Source organism: Rickettsia sp. MAE-05, from assembly GCF_057319745.1.
This window is the reverse complement of record NZ_JBLTIO010000002.1, coordinates 413,988-430,587: the sequence shown is the minus strand read 5'-3', so window position 1 is coordinate 430,587 and position 16,600 is coordinate 413,988. Positions and strand designations below refer to the sequence as shown.

The window sequence follows — 16,600 nt, the reverse complement described above, 5'->3', positions numbered from 1 at the left end:
TTCCGAAATATTAAGTTTACATGAATAATTTAAGTTGAAAGCTTGATACTTATCATAATGTTAATGTTAGTTTAATATAAGCTCTTTATAAAAAGATACAATAGTTAAATTGATATACCGCCACTTTTTTTAAAGCCAGCATGAGCTTTTTCAAGTTTTTTAATAAGTCTGGGTGAATATGATTTAATGTCTTTTTCCTTGCCGCCTTCGTATTTTTTAGCGAGTTTCATTCCCCCTCTGATCATATTATAGGCGAAGTTCATTAGCTTTGTTTCTCCTGCTATTCTTTTTGGATTCATAAACATATAAACTTGATAAACGGCAAAGCTCTTTATTAAACGCTTTAAGTCCATTCTAGCTTGTTTGGTTATACCTTGTAATTTATCTTTTGGGTTTGCAAGGTTTTTATTAGCGTCTCTAACGATTTTAGAACGTTGATGCATTAAATAATTACTGACTTCGGCAACGTTCTTGTTAATGAGCTTCTCATCCATTTTAAGCATTTTAAGCTTTAAGTTTTTAGTTTTACCTAAATACTTACGGATTAATAAGATAATTCGGCTTTGCAGTTGACTTAAATCCATAGTTTGTTCGTTTAAGATAGCAAGTATCCGCTCTATCTCATACTCAAACTCTTCATTTTGGCTTAATTCTTCAAAAATTTCCTCCACCTCTTTACTCTCAAGTACAAGATCGTCACTAATACCCATTAATGCATCTTTTATTTGATCGGCGATTTTTTTGGTATCATCGGAAAATTGATTATTTGTCATAATCTAATTCATCGTTAAATATAGCTATTTTTATACTAGCACCACATTTCTACTTGTCTATAAAAATTGTATTAAGAGATATTAAATTTTTCTCATTGAGGATACTCTGAGGAATTATAACAAGCACCTAACATATTGCTAGAATCTTCATTATTATCATAATATGTTTTAAATGAAGTATTAGGGATTAAATCATTGAATTTAAGTAAAGGTTCTTTAAAATATGAATCATGTGACCGGCTTGTCGTAATATTCGTATAATCAGTTTCTAGTTTTTCTTCTTTAAATTTTTCTGCTAAATTTTTGTATTTTTCAGCTTGTTGTATAAATTTAAGCTGAATACAAGGTGAAGAAATCATTGATGCTAACTCTTTAGACAAATCATATAATATTCCGTAAGGTTTAGGTCCTCCTTGTTCTTCTATGAGAGCTATCGTATTAAGAAAAAATACTTTTAGTGAATCTTGCAGACTTTTTTCTGATATATCTAGATTATATTGGTTATAAAAATCACCTTGGCTTGAATATAATTCAATTATCTCTGATGTTAATTTAGCTATATCTTGCGGGTTCTTTTGCTGTATTTTCTTTTTAGTTCTGATTCTTTGAGATGTAATAATTTATTAAAAGCTTCTTTTGCATAAGATATATGAGTAGTAGTTTTAAAATATTCTAAAGCTTTTACATAATTTCCGCTTTTAAATTCAATATTCCCAAGTTTTATATTTGCCTCTTCAGAACCAAGATTAGCAGCGTTTTCATACAATTCTATTGATTCTTTAGATAGTTTTGTTGAGCCATTAGCTGTATAGATTTGTGCTTGCCCACAATAAATTTCTGCTAATTGATGTTTATATAAGTTTTCGTTTTTATAACAATCATTAATAGATTTATGAGTTTCTTTTTAGTAATTTTTCTAATAAATTGTAAATAGGTAGCTCTTGATCCGGTAACACAGGTTTATGTAAAAGCTTATCATATATTACTTCATCAAGATTTCTAGATATTTCTGTAATAGATTTAGAGGCGGTAATATACTTCCAAAGAGATTTAGCTTCTTGCTTGCTGACTGATCCTATTAGTTTTTCTAAATTACTAATGCTATTATTTATAGTTATACCTAATACATTATTAAAATTCTTAAAGCTCTTTGTTAAAAATAATTTAATATTATCTAGATTTTCAATATCAGGGCTAGAATTGTTAATATGCTGTAAAAAGTTTTTTAAGTTATATATATTATTGATTGCTTTTAAATCTAAAACATCGTTATTTTTGATATCTTCATAAAATTTTTCAATAGTCTCATTTAATTTGTTATAGAATGAATCTTTATCTTTGCATATTGTATGCTTAAATGATTCTAATAACTTTTCTTTTATATTATATGCCCCAAGGTTACTAAATAAATCGTTAAACCATTTTGCAGAATTAATTGTAACCAAATTTTCTTTTTCAGAAAATTTGATGTCAGATAAATATTTAAGGTAATTTAGAAGGTTCTCTAATTTATTTTCTGATTTCGGTGTTTCTAAAAGCTGATTTAATTTTTTAACGGTTTCTAAGAAACTTCCTATAGTTTTGGCATTGTTTTCTAACTGTTTATAACAATTTACTATATCTATTAATTGTTTCAATTTGTCTGTTTTAGCCGAAATATCTTCAAAACTTAAATTACTTTCTATATTTTGTTTCCATTTTTTTTCTATATATGTTTTAAACTCATTGATACTAATTAGTATTTCTTTATCAATTACATTTATAGAATTTAAAATATATGTTAAATTTTCACCGTCGATTGTTATTTTATTATATTCATCTGGAATGATATAATTATCATCTGTAATATTTAATAGATCTTTATAGTCTTTTGCTTGTTCGCTAGCTTGAGGTAATAAATAAATAGAATCTTTTATTTTATTAATAATAATCTTTTGCTCATCGCTAAAATTACCGAGTTTGGTCATGCCTCCATATTGCAGTTACGCCTATTAAAAAGCTATACGTTCAATAAGAGTACCAATAACCTTATCATGAATATCCAATGACTTGGAAAAGCAGATTGTCTTACGTGCAAGCCTCTTGCATCTCGTTCTAAGGTTCAAGTTACTTCGTTCTATCCGTTGAGTGTATTTTTTACTGATAATATGCTTTTTAGGGTCTAATAACCTAGCATAATCCCCCATCCATCTGTATAGTAAAAAGTCACCTTGAAATTCTCTAGTTTTTTCAGTAATGATTCTAATGTGCTATCACATCTTGTACCAAACGTATAAGCAACTACTTTTAACGAAATCTTATCCAAGGCATACCAAAGCCATCGTTGTCTGGATTTATTCTGTACATAAGACCATTGTTCATCTATCTCAGGAACAATAATTACTTCTGTTGTACTGATAGAATGATTTATTGTTTTTAATACTAGATTTTTTTAAAACACGGATAACTGTATTGATACCCGCTTTTAATACTCTTACTGTATCTCTAACTCCAGAGCCGTTGATTGACATTTCTACTATTTGCTCCTTAACTCCAGGCTTAGATGCATTATTAATATACTCCAATTGAAAATATCGATTACACCGCTTGCATTGATATCTCTGTTGTTTTGAAATTGAATATCCTGACTTTATTACTTCTTCTGTGTTGTTACAATATCTACACTTAACATCTATTTTTGCCATAACTCCTTAACTATAATTCTCTCTTATTACTGTTTTGAGGATTATAGACTATTTACTCCTAAACTGCAATACGGAGGCACGACCCCGAGTTTTATAGAGTCATCAATAATTTTAGATATACGAGTATTATTATTGCTTGCTGGACTATCGGTCACTACTATAGATAAATTACTTTCATTTATATCAATATATCTCAATAATTTAGTAAATTGTTCAAATATACCGACAAGTTTTTCTAGATTGGCTTTGACAAGGGAAGAGTTAGAGTTTTTGGTTTCAATATTTTTTATTGCTAATATAAATTTAGTAGGAGTCGTGCTTAGAATTTTTTGTAGAAAAAATTTATCAATAGTAGATTCAGAGGATAAATTAGCAGCATCCAAATAAGAACTTTTATATGTTAAATATTTTTCATTTTTTATATAAAAACTATCTAAAATATTTGAACTTTCTGTTAGATTTTTTTGAGAAGTCCCAATCTCCATACTCATTACTTTCTAATATTAATTTACCGTCTTTAAGAAAATTAGCTATAAGATTTAAATCTTCTTTCTCTTGCTCCTAATATAATTATAGCTTTATTACTCCCATCAATAATAGATTCATATTTCTCACTATCTTTATTAATTAAGTCGATAAAATTTTTATCCTTTAACATATCGGATATAAAATTTTCTATTTCTTCTTGTTTCAACATCATTGTATCCCTCATATTTTCTGCCTTATTGTTTTCAATATTATTTGTTATTTCAAACGAATTTTGATTTAGGGGTGTTTGTATCGGTTGAGTTTCATTGGTGTTGTCATTTAGTGTTGGGGGTGGGTGGTCTTCGGGGGTGGTGGTGTCTACTATTTCCGTATTTTCTTGTTTTTTAAATTTATCATTTAAACGTTTTACACAAGTGATATAATTGTACATGATTAATCCGTTTCTAGTTGTTTTTTTATTTAATAATCTTAACTTTAAGATTAACTCAAAAATTTCAACTTAGTTAATAAATTAATTAATTTATTTTAACTAAAAATATGTATATGATAAAAATATCACAATTTAGATATTACGATATTTAATACAGTATAAAGATGATTTTTATTGCATATATGATAAGAATAAGTTTTATTATAAATAAATATTAATAATTACTTAGGTTATGAGAAATAATAAAAACCAGATGTATATTATAAAAATTTTTATAGCCCTAGCTATGATTACGGGCATAATATTTTTATGTTTATTTTATTCTTCATTAACTCCGTCTAAGCTTAAGATTGGTGCAAAAACTAGTAATATGGACGATTCACCTAAAATTAAGTTCACTCTTATAGATCAAGAAGGAAAGAAATTTGATAGTACCCATTTGCAAGGTCATTTAAGTTTGATTTATTTTGGTACTACCTATTCTTTGTATGACAATCAAGCACTAAAAAGAGTAGAAGATATTATTAAGATTTTGAAGAAAGAGAATATTTTAGTACAAGTAGTTTTTATTACTTTAGATCCTGAGCATGATACAAGTGAGGTATTAAAAAAATATTTAGAAAAAATAGATGGTAATTTTATAGGTTTAACGGGGAGTAGAAGATATTGAACAATTAGCAGATCAATTTAAGGTCTTCTATACATCCAAAATATTTGATGTAAAAACAAACGAATATGAATTACAACATTCTAATTTTGTGTATTTAATTAGCAGCCAGGGAAAATTTTTAAAGCATTATTGCTTAGGCTTACCGAAAAATGGCTAACAGATAATCTCTAAGCATTTCCTATTTGTGATGAGAAATGTATTTCATCAATGCCTAGATGTTTTAATGCATTATGCCATTTACTTTCAGGATTATCGGCAAAAATAAATTCTTTATTACAATCCATAACCAACCATAGGTTTTTTTCTAATTCTTCTTCAAGCTGCCCTGGTTTCCATGCGGTATAACCGACAATGAATAAGCTATTTTTAGGTCCTTTACCGAAAGCTATATCTTCTGAAATTTCTAAATTAGAGCTTACTGCTAAATCATTCTGGAAATCCAATAACAAATTTTTATTATAATCGCTAGAATGAAGAAAAAAACCTTTTTCATGTTCTACGGGTCCGCCAAGATATATAGGAACCATAACTGGGGTTGTTATTTCGTCATTTTTTATTTTAAAAAACGATTTTAAATCTATATGATTTACTAAGCGGTTAAATATTAATCCTATTGCTCCTTCTTCCGTGTGTGATAACATATAAATTAAGGATTTATGGTAAATGCCTTTTGTAATTACATGCGGTGTAGCAACGAGTGTTTTACCGGATAAGTTATGAAAAATTTTATCGCCCATAAATAAAACTTTAATTATAATATTAGAGGTGATCTATAAAGATATTTTAATTGATAATTAAAGAGCTTTTTTAGCGAAAATGAATAAGATTTTTGTAGTAATAGTAGTTCATATTTCAAAAAAATCTTACAATTTATAGCAAGAAAGAATCTAACTAGCTTTAAAATATCTTTATAGATCACCTCTTAAAGTATATAAGATTTAAATCCAATTATTCAATAGAAGTTAACAATAATGATCACATTTTTTGATATTACTATTTTTGCTATTATTACTCTTTTCTCATTTTTCGGCTTATATCAAGGTATAATCGGGTTTTCAACTAGAATACTCGGTTTTATTACTTCTATAATGTTAGGATATTTCTTATATCCGTATATTTCTGAACTAATCGGGAAATATATGGATAATGAGGTTATAAGAATAATTATAGCCGGTGTTATATCTTATGTTGTTTCTTTAATTTTATGTGTTTTTATAGTTTATAAATTTCTTGCTATAATTTCGTTTATGAGAAACGGTTTTATTGACAGATTCTTAGGGCTATTAGCAGGATTTGCCGTAGGTACTACTATCTCGTTAGTACTATTTTTTATAACAATGATCTTTACTTCTGAAAATTATTTTAAAAGTAAATCTTTAAAAGATTTTGTGGTAAGTAGCAAACAGAGCAAATATGGAGGAGTGTTGAAAGTTTCCGTTACCACTGATTATTTAGATGAATTAAGTAAAAATATTATAGTTATAATTCCAAATGAAACCTTAAAATCTATTGAAATATTTGAAAATAAAGACTTAAATAATTTTAAAAACTCCCTTAAGAAATCAAATGATTCTAACGATGATGAGGATATATTTTCTCAAGAAGGTCATGCCTCCATATTGCAGTTACGCCTATTAAAAAGCTATACGTTCAATAAGAGTACCAATAACCTTATCATGAATATCCAATGACTTGGAAAAGCAGATTGTCTTACGTGCAAGCCTCTTGCATCTCGTTCTAAGGTTCAAGTTACTTCGTTCTATCCGTTGAGTGTATTTTTTACTGATAATATGCTTTTTAGGGTCTAATAACCTAGCATAACTCCCCCATCCATCTGTATAGTAAAAAGTCACCTTGAAATTCTCTAGTTTTTTCAGTAATGATTCTAATGTGCTATCACATCTTGTACCAAACGTATAAGCAACTACTTTTAACGAAATCTTATCCAAGGCATACCAAAGCCATCGTTGTCTGGATTTATTCTGTACATAAGACCATTGTTCATCTATCTCAGGAGCAATAATTACTTCTGTTGTACTGATAGAATGATTTATTGTTTTTAATACTAGATTTTTTTAAAACACGGATAACTGTATTGATACCCGCTTTTAATACTCTTACTGTATCTCTAACTCCAGAGCCGTTGATTGACATTTCTACTATTTGCTCCTTAACTCCAGGCTTAGATGCATTATTAATATACTCCAATTGAAAATATCGATTACACCGCTTGCATTGATATCTCTGTTGTTTTGAAATTGAATATCCTGACTTTATTACTTCTTCTGTGTTGTTACAATATCTACACTTAACATCTATTTTTGCCATAACTCCTTAACTATAATTCTCTCTTATTACTGTTTGAGGATTATAGACTATTTACTCTAAACTGCAATACGGAGGCACGACCATACTGTTATTATCATCTAATTCTGCTTCATTGTAAGCATCGACATATTCTTCAAGTTCTGCTCCATCTTGTTTTTTTAATTCTTCCAGTTCATTTAAGGAGTAGATTTCTTTCAATATCTCTTCTGCTGTTTAGTAATCTATTTCATCGTCATTATACATAATGCTTCACACCTCCGTTCATTAGATTTTTATTGTATCTAACTTACTTATTTATCAAAGTTAGAAAGGTGATTATAACAAAGTAATCGACTAGGCTCAAGAAAAAATTAATGAAAATTATAAGTTATGCAATAATTTAGTTTTCGTACGCAGAGCTTAATCAATTATCTTTATCCGTAGCTCTTCCTTTTCTCTAGCTATTTTCACGGTATTGCCGCTACTTATTTCGCCTGCTAAAATCATTTTGGCTAAGTTATTTTGTATTTCCCTCTGGATAAGGCGTTTTAAGGGTCTTGCTCCAAAACTTGGGTCATAGCCTTTTTCGGCTAAATAATTTAAAGCAGATTCATCAAATTCAAGAATAATATTTTGTGCTAGTAAAATTTTCTTTAAGCTTTCAAGCTGTATCTTAACTATATCATGAACATTATTACGATTTAGGCGATGGAATAATATAATCTCGTCTAACCTATTTAAAAACTCTGGCTTAAATACAGCTTTAACATATTCCATAACCTCATCTTTTACTTTATATGTATCTTCGTCCTCTTTCTGATTAACGAGTATCTCAGCACCTAAATTAGAAGTTAAAACTATAATAGTATTTTTAAAATCAACTGTGATACCCTGACTATCGGTTAATCTTCCCTCATCAAGTATTTGCAGCATAATATTAAATATGTCGGGATGGGCTTTTTCAACTTCATCAAATAATATTACCTGATAAGGGCGGCGTCTTATGCTTTCCGTTAACACCCCCCCTTGATCATATCCGATATAGCCGGGAGGGGCTCCTATTAAACGAGAAATAGCATGCTTCTCCATATATTCCGACATATCTATACGAAGTATCGCATTACGGTCATCAAAAAGAAAACTGGCTAAGGCTTTGGTAAGCTCGGTTTTACCTACTCCTGTAGGTCCTAAGAATAAGAAGGAACCAAGCGGGCGGTTAATATCCTGAATACCTGCACGTGATCTTCTAACTGCATCACTAACGCCTTTAATTGCTTCATCTTGTCCTATAACCGATTCACGTAATTTCTGCTCCATTACAAGCAAACGCTCACGTTCACTTGATAGCATAGTATCAATCGGAATACCAGTAATACGAGAGATAATACTTGCTATATCACTTTCCGATACAATTTCTTTTAATAGCCCTTTATTATCCATACTTTCGGCTTCCTGAATCTTTTTCATAATCTCAGGTATAATTCCGTATTTTAGCTCACTAGCTTTAGCGAGATTAGCGTCACGCTCGGCACGCTCTAGATCGATTCTTGCTCGTTCTAACTCTTCTTTAAGTTTTTGGGCTTGCTGTAGTTTAGACTTTTCTGCTTGCCATTTAGCGTTCATATCATATGATTTAGATTCTAACTTTTCGAGTTCCTCGGTTAAATGGGTAATTTTCTTTTTAGAATGCTCGTCATTTTCTTTTTTAAGTGCTGCAAGCTCAATTTTTATCTGAATAATACGGCGATCTAGCTCGTCAAGCTCTTCAGGCTTACTTGACAATTCTATTTTCATACGGCTACAAGCTTCATCAATCAAATCAATAGCTTTATCAGGTAAATAACGATCGGTAATATAACGGTTTGATAACGTCGCTGCTGCAACTATTGCACTATCGGAAATTCGTACGGCATGATGCAGCTCGTATTTTTCTTTAATTCCTCTAAGTATTGATATAGTATCTTCTACGCTTGGTTCACCTACATAAACAGGTTGGAAACGACGAGCGAGTGCTGCATCCTTCTCGATATATTTACGATATTCGTCTAAAGTAGTAGCTCCGATGCAATGTAGCTCACCACGAGCAAGCATCGGCTTTAGTAAATTTGAGGCATCCATAGCACCATCGGTTTTGCCCGTACCAACCAATAAATGCAATTCATCAATAAATAAGATAATTTCACCGCTTGATTCCTTGATTTCACCAAGTACTGCTTTAAGACGCTCCTCAAATTCGCCTCGATATTTAGCTCCTGCTATTAATGCTCCCATATCAAGCTCTATAATACGGCAATTAATAAGCGATTCAGGTACGTCCTTACTAAATATGCGTTGTGCTAAGCCCTCTATTATAGCAGTTTTACCGACTCCTGGTTCACCGATCAACACAGGATTGTTTTTCATGCGTCGTGATAGTACCTGCACGGTTCTTCTTATTTCTTCATCACGTCCGATTATCGGGTCAAGCTTACCGCTTTCGGCAAGCTCTGTTACGTCTCTGCCGTATTTCTTTAGAGCATCGCAACTATTTTCTGCCGATTCGGTATCTGCTTTTTTGCCTTTACGAAGCTGTAAAATAGCTGCTGCTAATTTTTTACTATTAATTCCATTATTCGTTAAAATTTTACCGGCTATAGTATTATCATAAGTTAATGCTTCAAATATACGCTCTATGGTTACAAAGCTATCCCCACTGTCTTTAGCAATGCTACTAGCTTTTTCTAAAACTTTAAGAGCTTCAGCAGAAGAATAAACTTGTCCCCCTCCCTCAACCTGAACTTTTGGAATTTTATTTAGTTCTAGCTGAACTTGATCTTTTAATAAGTTTATATTACCTCCGGTATTATTAATAAGGGTTTGAATTATACCTGTTTCTTCACTTAAAAGACTAGATAATAAATGCAAAGGTAATATTTGCTGATGATCGTTTTTAGCAGCAATCGATTGGCTACTAGCTATCACTGATTTAGCATGTGCAGTAAATTTATCAATATTCATATAAATAACATATTTTAATTAATAAAGTTAAATATTTTTAACTAGACTATTTTTATATAATAATTTTTAATTAAAATAACAAGAGATGAACAACTACATATAGAATTTTATAATGCTTTCATCATTAAAAAAACAATTTGATAACGATAAGGCGTTTTTATTAAATCATACAAAAGAATTTTTAACTACATCCGGAGTAGGCGTTCCTTTAGAAACAAATAGAGCTAAAATTGAAGAAGCTGTTGAAAAAGGCAGCTTTACCGGGGCATTACAGGGTTTAGAAATTTTACGTCATAAGAAAACCGGTATAAAGCTTACTAAAATTGAAGGAAAAAATGGCGAAACTTCAATATTAATACGTGACGGTCGCAACAATCCTAATGAAAAAATTGTTTTAGGCACTGAAGCTTTTGAAATGCAATATTTAAACGCTATCAGAGGAGCGATAGACATAGCAAAGACCGAAAATAAACCTGAGCTTGTGCTGAAATTAAATAAAGAAGCAGTAAAATTTATTAATAGTTTTAATGCTTTGAATATGGAAAAATCACAAGAAAATATCTCAAAAAATATGCAAACTGAGATTGACAAGGTTGCTGAATTGCTAGGAACAAATGGTATTAAAAATGCTCATAAAAAATTAAATGTTGCTAAAGATTTTCAAAATTTCAATGATGAGCATTGTAATATAGTAACTTTGTCAAAAGTCACCAATTATGAGGGAAAAGAGCATATTGTAGTCGAAGCGGAAGTAGCTTTTAAAGGCTTAACAGAAGAACAAAAGCAAGAATATCAAAATAGAGAAGGTAAAAACTGGTATAATGTAATGCCTGAATGGGAGAGGAAGCTTGTTGATCAGTACGCTGATGCAATTAAAAACGGTAAGCATGTTATCCCAACCCAGTTACGACAAATTGTTGGCATGAAAAATGCCTTTGAGAAAATTGGGGCAATAACCGACAAAGACGGTAAAAATTTTGAAACATTGCTTACATCTAAACATGCAGGTACATTAGCCTCGATTTCAAATGATATAGATTCTAGACAAAAAATTACCGACTTAAATTCACGCCAAGCCCAAGAATGGCTTGAAGACGGCGTTACTATTCATACCAATACATTAAACTCAGGTCCTATAGGAGCTGGCAATGATCCCACAATTGTTGATCAGACAAAAAAATCTATGGAAAATGTCGGTGGGAAAAATACTAATACTCCTCTTAATTTATTTAGGCTTATAGGAGTAACAAATAATTTTTCAGGAGTGAGTGATACTTTAAACAAAATAGCAGAAAATTTACCAACTCAAAAAGGAATTGATGAATTAAAAGCACATATTAAACCTAGAAGCAAATTTGAACGTTTTTTTAGGATAAATAAACCTAAAGGAAATGCAGTAGAAATAATTAACAATGCAAATTTAACGGATCAGGAAAAAGAAATATTAAAAAAAGCTGTAACATTAAGAGAAAATATTGAGCAAGCAGATATTCCTTTTAGAGTATCTTTCGAGACAAAACTTCCTTTTATATCGTTTGATAAAGAAAATATTAATCTAAATATATCAGATGCCTTAAGTAATTTAACAGAAAAAATAAGACAAAATAAACAAGAAAATAAAACCACTAGTTTAATAAATTTACCTCAGGAAGAAATATTAACAATGTGTGCTAGCGGTAAAGATAGAGAAGGACTTAATGAACATAATAAAATATCTCAAGCATTATCAAAATATACCGGTATAAAAATAACAGACATCGATAAACAATTACTTAAAAACGGTCATATTGCTCAACAAGCAGGTAGTATTTATGCAGGCGGTGCAACTATCGGCTGTTATGGAACAAAAAGCGAAAATAAAGCGGGTATTCCAAAAAGTAGAAAAGAAACACTTGCTGGTATAATGGAGGTAACGGCTAAAACAAATAAAATTGAAGACAAAAAAAAAGATGGATAAAAAGATAGATGCAGAATATGAAAAAAATCATCCTAAAGAATCTATCGTAATACGCAGTGATAAGAAAGTTGTTAAACCGTTAACTAAATCGGTGTCACAACTTAAACCAAGTATAACCCCACCGGTTAAATTTAATAAAAGTCAAAATATAGGTATGGAGAAATAATGTCAGAAATTGCAATTGTAACAGGCGGTACTAGAGGAATAGGTAAGGCTACCGCTTTAGAATTAAAAAATAAGGGCATTACGGTAGTTGCTAATTTTTTCAGTAATTACGACGCTGCTAAAGAGATGGAAGAAAAATACGGTATCAAAACTAAACGCTGGAATGTTGCGGATTTTGAAGAATGCAGGCAAGCAGTAAAGGAAATTGAAGAGGAATTTAAAAAACCGGTAAGTATTCTTGTTAACAATGCCGGTATTACCAAAGATAAAATGCTACATAGAATGAGCCATCAAGATTGGAATGACGTCATTAACGTTAATCTCAATTCTTGCTTTAATATGTCTAGTAGCGTAATGGAACAGATGCGAAACCAAGATTACGGTCGTATAGTAAATATCAGTTCAATTAATGCTCAAGCAGGGCAGGTTGGGCAGACTAATTACTCTGCTGCTAAAGCCGGAATCATCGGTTTTACTAAGGCTCTTGCTCGTGAAACTGCTTCTAAAAATATCACCGTTAACTGTATAGCTCCAGGGTATATTGCAACCGAAATGGTAGGAGCAGTACCCGAAGACGTACTTGCTAAAATCGTTAATAGTATCCCCAAAAAAAGACTAGGACAGCCTGAAGAAATAGCTAGAGCCGTGGCATTTTTAGTTGATGAAAATGCCGGCTTTATAACAGGCGAGACTATTTCTATCAACGGCGGCCATAATATGATTTAAACAAATATAACTAATAATAGATAGAATATGATAAAACAAATATTGAAAGATATTAAAACACTATGTAAAAGTCGTAATTATGAAGGAGCATTTAATAAATTAGCAGAAATTAAAGGATTAGTCGGATATATACAATACTATCACTATGGAAATGGTATAATCTATACTTCCCAAGCAGAAACTAATAATGATATAACAGAAAAGCAACAGCTTTACTTTAAGGCAGAAATTTCATTTCGTAAAACAGCTCAATACAAATCTATCCCTAAAAATACTTATTTTTTATTAGGCAAAATTCTTTGTAAAGTAGGTAAATTCAAGGAAGCTAAGATTGTACTCGAACAATATACACCTTCCCAAAAGAACCAGAAAGAATTTCTTAGTCAAATACCCCAAGAACCTAATAAAACTACTAATTCACCGCTGCTACCGAGAGAAAATGATTTATCTAAGAGTCAATTAATTGCACTTAATAAAAGCAACAATAACGAAGAGTTGGCAAAATCAGTAGTAATGCTAGCAAGCAGAGTAACTACACTTGAACACAAGGTTACAGACATAGAGCTAACTATTGCAGACATGAAAAAAATGTTAGCATCTGCAAATATCTCGCTTATTGTAGATATAAACACCCAAATTAAAGAATTGCAAGTCCTTAATCCTAAATTAGAAGAATATTATAAACATTTTAATATGGCTTTACACAATGTATGTATTGCTGCTAGTGCCGTAAGTAGCGGCTTAGTAGTTCCTGATTCGGGGCATTTGGAACGTATAAGTGCCTCTTCTTGGGTGAAATGTTTGTTATCTTGGCGACATAGCAGCGTCCGGTTTTTTAAGTCCTATTGCCACTGCTTTAATAGCAGTTCTGCATGATGCCGGGGATAATATATTTAACTCTAAGGAAGAAAAAAGGCTAGTAGATGTACTTACTAAATTTTGTAAAATGATTAATAAGCAATCTAATATGACCGTATCTATAGAACAAGATTTACAGAGATTAGCTTTATTTTTTGCTAATTTAAGGAGTGCAGAAATCAAAAAAACTAATGGGACAGATTTCAGTAATTTCTTTACGACTAAACTGCCGTTGCAAGGTAATTTTTTTCGTTATGATACTAATAATACCGACGAAATGAATAGTAATCCTATGGAAAAATTAGCACTTCAAGATGCTATTTCTTTGATTGGTTATATGTATCATAATGCAGAGAGTATATTAAAGAATTCTAAATCATTGTTAAACCAAATTATAACTACTGCAAAAGAGGGATTAAGTACATCATGGGAGGAGATAAGAAAAACTACTCCCGGTACTGTAGAAAATGATTTATGGCAAATAGAAAAGCAAGTACCTGAATCTGAAATAATAACTGAGAAAGCAAAAATCGGACAGCTGCGAAGTGTGAAGATATCTTGCGTTTCAGTTGATCTCTCAAAACCACTTTTGAAAAAAATAGGATTTTCTTCAACTGGCATCAGAAGAGGGGTTGAAGATTTTTTTAATCAAAAATATTTTGCTGATAAATTTACTGAAGAAGAACAAGGTTGTTTTGTCTTATTTTTAGCATATAAAATATTTAGATATGGTAATAAGGCATGTCTCGAATATTTTAGTGAGAAACAGCCGGAGCTAATTACAAAAATTTTCAATGATTATCCTCATTTATTTTTTAGGAGAGAGGCAATTAACACATGTATTAAAAATGAAGATGATAGACAAAAAGCACTAGATGCAATAAAATTAACATCATCGGATAAATTTTTTATAGGCTGCTTTGACAAAGTATTCTCTAAGGTAGATGTCGTTGTAGGCCTTAGAGTCGCAGCGTACACTTTAGTACGTGAGGATTCGAGTACCGGATCGACGTACAAATTACCCCTAGAAGTAGAGTTTCTGAAGAGGTCTAATGACTAGCATATACTACATTCTTGACAATGTTCCTGCTATTTATAAGCAGGACATGGAAATAGAGTATGAGCATTTGGCGATGCAATTAATTAAGTCTGGTAAATTACGGATAGATACTGATGATTGCTGCAATTTTGCAAGATTTACCGAGCCTGCTCTTAATATAAGCTTAATGGTTAGTAAAGAAGAACTAACAAGCCCGCATTTAATCCCTGAAACTACTAAGCTTTTTCAAAATTTATACAAAAATTCCGCTTCAGATCAGAAAATAAAATCAATTTTTGACAATTTAAAAAAGCAAATACAAAAATTGCAGCCGGTTAAGAAAGAAGTAACCGAAATGCTGGCACGTCTTTTTGTTCAGTCGGCTCATCCGATTGTAATAAGGTGGCTTCTTCTTAATAAGACGGAAGTATTCCTTACCTATTCACATAATATCGGCGATATGATGGATATGGTTAGCTGGCAACGAGTAGGCGGTAATAGCGGTATGCAAAGCACTAACGGCAAGGACGTAGCTATTTTTGTTTCATGCGGCGGTAATCCTTTTGCTGAAAACAATAAAGACTATCCTATGTACGGTAATGGCTGGCCTGCCGTTGCTAGGCTTCAGATTATCGCAGCCCAAGAGCTTGGGCATTTTGCCGATATAAAAAGAGATGATAAAGGCAGGCAAATAACTCGCCATTCGGCTAATTTTTCCGGTACTAAAGCTACTGATAAAGTACGAATTGCTAGAAAAAATGATATAATACATTGTCATAATTTGCTTAGTAAGCTCCTTAAAGCAGGCATGAAAAAGCAATTAGATTATGAAACGAAACTTAAATTTTATAATGCAAACAAGCTTAGCGGCTTAAAAGTTTATGCTATAAAATTTATGATTTTTATATATAAATTTCGGCTTTTAAATTATAGCAGTAGGAATAACCTAATATTTGTAAAAAAATTTAAAACCGATAAATATATGGCGTTAATGATTGATGCTATGTTTAAAGATATGCAAGCTAATTTATCGCCAAACGCTGAAGTGTATAAAAATAAAAACCCTGAAATTGAAGAAGCTGTAGCCTGTATTGAGGCACTCGCTAGAGTACCGCAACAAGCCGTAAAATGGGGATATTTAACTACCAAAGAAACTATGCACGACCTTTATAAAATATATTATAACGAGGTTATACCTTCTTTAATTACTAGCTATAATGTTGTCACCGGTGAAAATTATAAACGTGATTTTAAAAAACCAAAAAACGGCTTCTTTTCTAAAACCAATATCTTCAGGAATAAGAAGCTAGTATTAAAACCAGTTAGAGAATTGTAAGTATACTGATGTGAAATGAAAAGTAGTATACGAAGGTCAACTTCAAAAAGAGCAAGAAATTCACAAAGCGAGGAGCGGCAGCAGTTACTTAATACGTGAGTACCGCAGCTCTTGTAGAATGACATAGCCAATTTTTGAAGTTGACGGTCATGCCTCCATATTGCAGTTA

The 16,600-nt window shown here is 31.2% G+C and carries 14 protein-coding genes and 5 pseudogenes; 8 read left to right on the top strand and 11 right to left on the bottom strand.

What is annotated here, in order from left to right; all coding sequences use genetic code 11:
* Window positions 1–104: 104 nt before the first annotated feature.
* The 7 genes and pseudogenes from ACNFN7_RS05820 to ACNFN7_RS05790 all read right to left on the bottom strand — a co-directional run bounded on the left by ACNFN7_RS05820 (window position 105) and on the right by ACNFN7_RS05790 (window position 4,376).
* Complete coding sequence (locus ACNFN7_RS05820) at window positions 105–773, bottom strand: DUF5394 family protein (protein WP_485441200.1); 669 nt, start codon at window positions 771–773, stop codon at window positions 105–107.
* Window positions 774–865: 92 nt separating this feature from the next.
* Window positions 866–1,132, bottom strand: a complete 267-nt coding sequence (locus tag ACNFN7_RS05815) for a hypothetical protein (RefSeq protein ID WP_485441199.1) — start codon at window positions 1,130–1,132, stop codon at window positions 866–868.
* Between the two features lie 197 nt (window positions 1,133–1,329).
* Window positions 1,330–1,539: a hypothetical protein gene (locus ACNFN7_RS05810; protein ID WP_485441198.1), complete on the bottom strand. Its 210-nt coding sequence runs from the start codon at window positions 1,537–1,539 to the stop codon at window positions 1,330–1,332.
* A gap of 631 nt (window positions 1,540–2,170) precedes the next feature.
* Window positions 2,171–2,410, bottom strand: a pseudogene (locus tag ACNFN7_RS05805) (hypothetical protein); the annotation flags it as partial.
* A 354-nt stretch (window positions 2,411–2,764) separates the two neighbouring features.
* A pseudogene (locus ACNFN7_RS05800) lies at window positions 2,765–3,457 on the bottom strand (IS1 family transposase).
* 41 nt (window positions 3,458–3,498) lie between these two features.
* Window positions 3,499–3,942: a hypothetical protein gene (locus ACNFN7_RS05795; protein WP_485441197.1), complete on the bottom strand. Its 444-nt coding sequence runs from the start codon at window positions 3,940–3,942 to the stop codon at window positions 3,499–3,501.
* Between the two features lie 41 nt (window positions 3,943–3,983).
* Window positions 3,984–4,376 (bottom strand): hypothetical protein, encoded by a 393-nt coding sequence (locus ACNFN7_RS05790; RefSeq protein ID WP_485441196.1) that lies wholly within the window; start codon window positions 4,374–4,376, stop codon window positions 3,984–3,986.
* A gap of 232 nt (window positions 4,377–4,608) precedes the next feature.
* On the opposite strand from ACNFN7_RS05790, the pseudogene ACNFN7_RS05785 reads away from it, so the two are divergent.
* Window positions 4,609–5,203 (top strand): annotated as a pseudogene (locus ACNFN7_RS05785) (SCO family protein).
* Between the two features lie 10 nt (window positions 5,204–5,213).
* Here the strand turns inward: ACNFN7_RS05785 and ACNFN7_RS05780 are convergent.
* Window positions 5,214–5,783, bottom strand: coding sequence for a YqgE/AlgH family protein (locus ACNFN7_RS05780; protein ID WP_202069560.1), 570 nt, complete (start codon window positions 5,781–5,783; stop codon window positions 5,214–5,216).
* Window positions 5,784–6,017: 234 nt separating this feature from the next.
* Here ACNFN7_RS05780 and ACNFN7_RS05775 point away from each other — a divergent pair, with 234 nt between their 5' ends.
* Window positions 6,018–6,737, top strand: coding sequence for a CvpA family protein (locus ACNFN7_RS05775; protein WP_485441195.1), 720 nt, complete (start codon window positions 6,018–6,020; stop codon window positions 6,735–6,737).
* Here the strand turns inward: ACNFN7_RS05775 and ACNFN7_RS05770 are convergent.
* The 3 genes and pseudogenes from ACNFN7_RS05770 to clpB form a co-directional block, all read right to left on the bottom strand.
* A pseudogene (locus ACNFN7_RS05770) lies at window positions 6,681–7,374 on the bottom strand (IS1 family transposase). The gene ACNFN7_RS05775 and the pseudogene ACNFN7_RS05770 overlap by 57 nt on opposite strands.
* Window positions 7,375–7,425: 51 nt before the next feature.
* Window positions 7,426–7,572: a hypothetical protein gene (locus tag ACNFN7_RS05765; RefSeq protein WP_485441194.1), complete on the bottom strand. Its 147-nt coding sequence runs from the start codon at window positions 7,570–7,572 to the stop codon at window positions 7,426–7,428.
* 201 nt (window positions 7,573–7,773) lie between these two features.
* Complete coding sequence (gene clpB / locus ACNFN7_RS05760; RefSeq protein WP_485441193.1) at window positions 7,774–10,350, bottom strand: ATP-dependent chaperone ClpB; 2,577 nt, start codon at window positions 10,348–10,350, stop codon at window positions 7,774–7,776.
* A 112-nt stretch (window positions 10,351–10,462) separates the two neighbouring features.
* On the opposite strand from clpB, the gene ACNFN7_RS05755 reads away from it, so the two are divergent.
* The 6 genes and pseudogenes from ACNFN7_RS05755 to ACNFN7_RS05730 all read left to right on the top strand — a co-directional run bounded on the left by ACNFN7_RS05755 (window position 10,463) and on the right by ACNFN7_RS05730 (window position 16,431).
* Window positions 10,463–12,307 (top strand): hypothetical protein, encoded by a 1,845-nt coding sequence (locus tag ACNFN7_RS05755; RefSeq protein ID WP_485441192.1) that lies wholly within the window; start codon window positions 10,463–10,465, stop codon window positions 12,305–12,307.
* The gene (locus ACNFN7_RS05750) at window positions 12,300–12,473 is read left to right on the top strand and encodes a hypothetical protein (RefSeq protein ID WP_485441191.1); all 174 of its coding nucleotides are present in this window, start codon (window positions 12,300–12,302) and stop codon (window positions 12,471–12,473) included. The genes ACNFN7_RS05755 and ACNFN7_RS05750 overlap by 8 nt, the downstream gene beginning before the upstream one ends.
* Window positions 12,473–13,198 (top strand): SDR family oxidoreductase, encoded by a 726-nt coding sequence (locus ACNFN7_RS05745; RefSeq protein WP_485441190.1) that lies wholly within the window; start codon window positions 12,473–12,475, stop codon window positions 13,196–13,198. The genes ACNFN7_RS05750 and ACNFN7_RS05745 overlap by 1 nt, the downstream gene beginning before the upstream one ends.
* 27 nt (window positions 13,199–13,225) lie before the next feature.
* A complete protein-coding gene (locus tag ACNFN7_RS05740; protein ID WP_485441189.1) occupies window positions 13,226–14,074 on the top strand; it encodes a hypothetical protein in 849 nt (282 codons plus the stop codon).
* Window positions 14,075–14,144: 70 nt separating this feature from the next.
* A pseudogene (locus ACNFN7_RS05735) lies at window positions 14,145–15,113 on the top strand (palindromic element RPE1 domain-containing protein); the annotation flags it as partial.
* Window positions 15,109–16,431, top strand: coding sequence for a DUF2748 family protein (locus tag ACNFN7_RS05730; RefSeq protein WP_485441188.1), 1,323 nt, complete (start codon window positions 15,109–15,111; stop codon window positions 16,429–16,431). The pseudogene ACNFN7_RS05735 and the gene ACNFN7_RS05730, both read left to right, overlap by 5 nt.
* Window positions 16,432–16,600: the final 169 nt, after the last annotated feature.

Excerpts from the sequence above, each read along its gene's own strand:
- ACNFN7_RS05730 (WP_485441188.1), top strand. The coding sequence starts at position 15,109 with ATGACTAGCATATACTACATTCTTGACAATGTTCCTGCTATTTATAAG.
- ACNFN7_RS05750 (WP_485441191.1), top strand. The coding sequence starts at position 12,300 with ATGGATAAAAAGATAGATGCAGAATATGAAAAAAATCATCCTAAAGAA.
- clpB (WP_485441193.1), bottom strand. The coding sequence starts at position 10,350 with ATGAATATTGATAAATTTACTGCACATGCTAAATCAGTGATAGCTAGT.
- ACNFN7_RS05820 (WP_485441200.1), bottom strand. The coding sequence starts at position 773 with ATGACAAATAATCAATTTTCCGATGATACCAAAAAAATCGCCGATCAA.
- ACNFN7_RS05755 (WP_485441192.1), top strand. The coding sequence starts at position 10,463 with ATGCTTTCATCATTAAAAAAACAATTTGATAACGATAAGGCGTTTTTA.
- ACNFN7_RS05780 (WP_202069560.1), bottom strand. The coding sequence starts at position 5,783 with ATGGGCGATAAAATTTTTCATAACTTATCCGGTAAAACACTCGTTGCT.
- ACNFN7_RS05775 (WP_485441195.1), top strand. The coding sequence starts at position 6,018 with ATGATCACATTTTTTGATATTACTATTTTTGCTATTATTACTCTTTTC.
- ACNFN7_RS05815 (WP_485441199.1), bottom strand. The coding sequence starts at position 1,132 with ATGATTTCTTCACCTTGTATTCAGCTTAAATTTATACAACAAGCTGAA.
- ACNFN7_RS05745 (WP_485441190.1), top strand. The coding sequence starts at position 12,473 with ATGTCAGAAATTGCAATTGTAACAGGCGGTACTAGAGGAATAGGTAAG.
- ACNFN7_RS05795 (WP_485441197.1), bottom strand. The coding sequence starts at position 3,942 with ATGGAGATTGGGACTTCTCAAAAAAATCTAACAGAAAGTTCAAATATT.
- ACNFN7_RS05790 (WP_485441196.1), bottom strand. The coding sequence starts at position 4,376 with ATGTACAATTATATCACTTGTGTAAAACGTTTAAATGATAAATTTAAA.
- ACNFN7_RS05740 (WP_485441189.1), top strand. The coding sequence starts at position 13,226 with ATGATAAAACAAATATTGAAAGATATTAAAACACTATGTAAAAGTCGT.